Source organism: Amnibacterium sp. (assembly GCF_051956055.1).
In the GTDB taxonomy this organism is placed as follows: Bacteria; Actinomycetota; Actinomycetes; order Actinomycetales; family Microbacteriaceae; genus Amnibacterium.
The window spans coordinates 1-3966 of sequence record NZ_JBQCGC010000108.1 but is presented as its reverse complement, the minus strand read 5'-3'; the positions used below and the strand labels follow the sequence as shown (position 1 = coordinate 3966).

Sequence of the window (3966 nt, the reverse complement as noted above, 5' to 3'; positions counted from 1 at the left end):
CCGTGCTGCAGCCGCTCCTCCCGCGCCCGCGCGGTGAGGAAGATGTTGTAGTCGACGCCGAGCGCGACCAGGAACAGGAACGCGAACAGCGGCACCTGCACGTCGAAGCCGGGGAAGCCGAACACGTGCTGGAACAGCAGGTTGCCGAGCCCGAGGCTCGCGAGGTAGGTCGCGAGCACGCTGGCGAGCAGCAGCACCGGCGCCACGAGCGACCGGAGCAGCAGCGCGAGGATCAGGAACACGACCGCGAGGATCGCGGGCACCACGACCGCCTGGTCGTGCCGCTGCGCCTGCTGCTGGTCGTAGGCCGTCGCGTCCGTGCCGCCGACGAGCGTGTCCGCCACACCGCCGCCCGCCGCGGCGAAGCGGGCCCGGAGGTCGGCGATCGAGGCGAACGCCGCGTCACCGGCCGGCGCGCCGTCGAGCCGCAGGTCGAGCTCCGTCCTGCCGTTCGCCGTCGCGCCCGGGGTGACGGAGGCCACGCCCTTCGTGTCCTTCGCGATCGTCGCGGCCCGATCGGCGACCCCGGACGGCGCCAGCACGATGGTCTGCGCGGCGACCCCGGGCGAGAACGCCTTCGCGAGGACCGCCTCCGCCTGCACGCTCTCCGGGTTCCCGAGCAGCTGCTCGGTCTGCGAGAGCCCGAACCGGAAGCCGATCAGCCCCGTTCCCATCGCGACGACGGCGAGCAGCGCGACCGCGGCGACGGTCCGGGGGCGCTTCGCGACGCGCCGGCCGATCGCGGTCCAGACGCCGCGCTCGCCTGCGCGCTCCCCGCCCTCCCTGACCCGCGGCACGAACGGCCAGAACAGCCCGCGGCCGAACACGACGAGCGCGGCGGGCAGCCAGAGCACGGCGGCGAGGATCGCGATCGCGACGCCGATCGCGCACGCGACGCCGAGCGCCCGGTTCCCCGCGAGCTCGCCGAGCAGCAGGGTCAGCAGGCTGAGCGCGACGGTGCTGCCGCTCGCCGCGATCGTCGGGCCGGCGGACCGCAGGGCCACGCGCATCGCGTCGTGGTGGTCGGGACGCCGATGCAGCTCCTCCCGGTACCGGGAGATGAGCAGGAGCGCGTAGTTCGTCCCCGCCCCGAACACGAGCACGGACTGGATGCCGGAGATCGACGCGTCGACCGTCACGCCGAGCGGACCGGCGAGCGCGGCGACGACGATCCGGGCGAGCCCGTCCGCGGCGCCGACCACGACGAGCGGCACGATCCAGAGCAGCGGGCTGCGGTACGTCACGATGAGCAGGAGCGCGACGACGGAGGCGGTGACGAGCAGCAGCCGCAGGTCCGCCCCGGCGAACGCGTTCGCGATGTCCGCCTGGAAGCCGACCGGCCCGGTCAGCCTCGCGGTGAGCCCGGACGGCAGGTCGGTCCTGGCGATCGCGCGGATCCGGGTCGCGACGGCCTCGGGGTCGTCCGTGACGGGCTTCGCCTTCAGCGGCACCGCCACCACGGCGACCGTGCCGTCGGCGCTCAGCTGCGGGCGCACCGCCTGCGGGACGACGGAGCGCTCCGCGAGCGCCGCCGATCGGGCGTCGATCGCCGTGCGGTCCGCGCTCGTCAGGCCCGTCGAGCGGTCGTAGACGACGAGCGCGACGGTCCGGTCCGCGCCCGGGAACTGCTTCAGCAGCGCCGCGACCCGCTGCGACTCCGCGGAGGCGGGCAGCCCCGTCGTCGGCGATGACGCGCTCCCGCCCGACGGCAGCAGCGCGAACAGCGCGCCGACCACGACCAGTCCGGCGACGAGCGCGATCCACGCCGTGCGTCGTCCGGAGAGGAAGCCTGCGATCCGATCCATGTCGACCCCCGTTCCTTCGGGCATCGAACTATACGGCGTCCGACGGATCTTCGGCCAGAGCCCTCGGTCCCTCCGTGGACGGATTCAGCCCGCACGGGTTGTTCGGGGCCGTGGCGCGACGTACGGTGCCTTCTTCCTCCATCGAAGGAGCGGCCCATGGACTCGGGCAGCGGCGCCGTCGCCGCGCTTCCCGCCGATCAGACGCCTGCGGGGTGGTCCGACCACGCGAGCGCCTACGACGTCTGGTTCGCTCCGGTGACCGCCCGGTTCGCCGCCGACGTGGTCCAGGAGCTCCGCCTCGGCCCCGACGTGCGCTTCCTCGACGTGGGCGCCGGGACGGGCTCCCTCACGATCCCCGCCGCGGCCACGGGCGCCGACGTGCACGCGGTCGACTTCGCGCCGGGCATGATCGCCCGGCTCCGCACGAATCTGGCCGCCGCACGGCGCGCCGCGCACACGGCGGTGATGGACGGGCAGGCGCTGGGCTTCGGCGACGGCGCCTTCGACGCGGCGGCCTCCCTGCTCGGCCTCGTCTACTTCCCGGATCTCGCCGCAGGCGCCCGGGAGCTCCGGCGGGTGCTGCGCGCCGGCGGCCGCGTCGCGGTCGTGACCTGGGGGCCGGGCGGGTTCGCCGTGCGCCGGATGGTGCTGGAGGCGCTGCAGCGCGTCCTGCCGGCCGAGCGGTTCGATGAGCCGCTGCCCGCCCTCCTGCGGCTCACCGACCCGTCGAGGATCGAGCAGCTGCTGCAGGACGCCGGGTTCGCGGATGTGCGCGTGCGCACGCTCGAGCACACCTGGCCGGTGCCGGACCCGAAGGCGCTCTTCCTGTCGCTGCCGACGTGGGCCGCGTCGATGCGGTCGGTCTTCCAGCGGCTCGAGCTCGAGCTGGACGGGCTGAACGAGGCCGCGGCCGAGTTCGCGAACCTCCTGCGTGAGCGGTCGAGCGAGCACGGCTTCCCGGTCCAGATGCTCCTCGCCACGGGGAGCCGCTGAGCGGGCGCTATCGGCGCCGCGTCGCCTCCCGCTCGGACCGGAGCATCCAGATCGCGTGCTCGACGGTCGCCTCCACGGTCCAGACGGCGGCGCCCGTCTCGGGTCCACGGAGCGCGGGCACCCGCGCGACCTCGTACGCGAGCGGCTCCGCCAGGCGGATGCGCAGCCGCCGGTCCTCGTAGTCGAGGCCGCGCCACTGCGACTCCTCGAGGTAGAGCGGGAGGAGCAGGAGCACCGCGCCGGCGTCCGCGACCCGCGCCGCCGCCCCGCGCGCGTCGAACTGCCGCTCGAGGGCGAGGAGCGCCAGCTCGGGCTCGCCTAGCACGAGCGCCGCGTGCTCGTCGAGGCACGCGAGCAGATCGTCCTCGGCCCGAAGGAGGCGCTCCGTCCGCCTGCCGGTGACCCCGCGCCGTTCGACGCCGAAGAACCGCCGGATCACCTCGTCCGCCCTCGGCACCTCGCGCCCGCCCGCCATGGAGGGAGTCTGGACCACGCCCCTGACGGCGGCTCCCTGCTGAGGAGGGCGCCGCGGCGGGATCAGGCGGTCGGGCCGGACGGCAGCCCGAGCGCGGGCAGCACGATGCCGTCGATCAGGCCGACGAGGAAGTCGCGGTCGACCGGCTTGCGCTGCACGAGGGTGCGGTAGGCGGTCATCGACGGGCCGATGTGGGCGATCGTGTCCACGTCGGCCTCGACCCGCACCTCGCCCCGGGCGATGGCGCGTTCGATGAGCATCCGGTTCAGCCGGGCGCGCGGCTCGGTGATCGCCTCGTTCACCGCGTCGGCGAGCTGCGGGTCGCGGGACAGCATCGACACGAGGCCGCCCATGACCTGCATCTTCCGCTCCGCCTCCTCGAGCGAGTGCGGGCGGATGAGCGCGACGAGGTCGCCGCGGAGGGTGCCCGTGTCGGGCAGCTGGTCGATCGACGACTGGGCCTGCTTCATGCACGCGACCGCCTCGATCACGAGGTCGGCCTTCGACGGCCAGCGCCGGTAGAGGGTCGCCTTGCCGGCCTTCGCCCTGGTCGCGACCATGTCCATGGTCATCGCGTCGTACCCGGACTCCGCGAGCACGGCGAGCGCGGCGTCGAGGATCTCGGGGTCGCGCGTGTGATCGCGCTTGCGGCCGAGCCGCTGCGCCTCGCACTCCTCGCCCTGCACCGGCGCG

At 74.6% G+C, this 3966-nt stretch carries 4 protein-coding genes; 1 reads left to right on the top strand and 3 read right to left on the bottom strand.

All coding sequences use genetic code 11. From position 1 onward, the window contains the following. Positions 1 to 1805: MMPL family transporter (locus ACTHLI_RS15400; RefSeq protein ID WP_440185544.1), on the bottom strand; the 1805-nt coding region annotated here is incomplete at its 3' end. A gap of 156 nt (positions 1806 to 1961) precedes the next feature. Here ACTHLI_RS15400 and ACTHLI_RS15395 point away from each other — a divergent pair. Next, a complete protein-coding gene (locus ACTHLI_RS15395; protein WP_440185542.1) occupies positions 1962 to 2798 on the top strand; it encodes a class I SAM-dependent methyltransferase in 837 nt (278 codons plus the stop codon). 7 nt (positions 2799 to 2805) lie between these two features. On the opposite strand, the gene ACTHLI_RS15390 is transcribed toward ACTHLI_RS15395, so the two are convergent. Next, on the bottom strand, positions 2806 to 3273 hold the full coding sequence (locus ACTHLI_RS15390) for a hypothetical protein (RefSeq protein WP_440185540.1): 468 nt from the start codon (positions 3271 to 3273) through the stop codon (positions 2806 to 2808). Positions 3274 to 3335: 62 nt separating this feature from the next. After that, the coding region (locus ACTHLI_RS15385) for a TetR/AcrR family transcriptional regulator (protein ID WP_440185538.1) at positions 3336 to 3966 on the bottom strand (631 nt) is incomplete at its 5' end.

Bases quoted from the DNA above. Each gene is read 5' to 3' on its own strand.
- ACTHLI_RS15390 (WP_440185540.1), bottom strand. From the start codon at position 3,273: ATGGCGGGCGGGCGCGAGGTGCCGAGGGCGGACGAGGTGATCCGGCGG.
- ACTHLI_RS15395 (WP_440185542.1), top strand. From the start codon at position 1,962: ATGGACTCGGGCAGCGGCGCCGTCGCCGCGCTTCCCGCCGATCAGACG.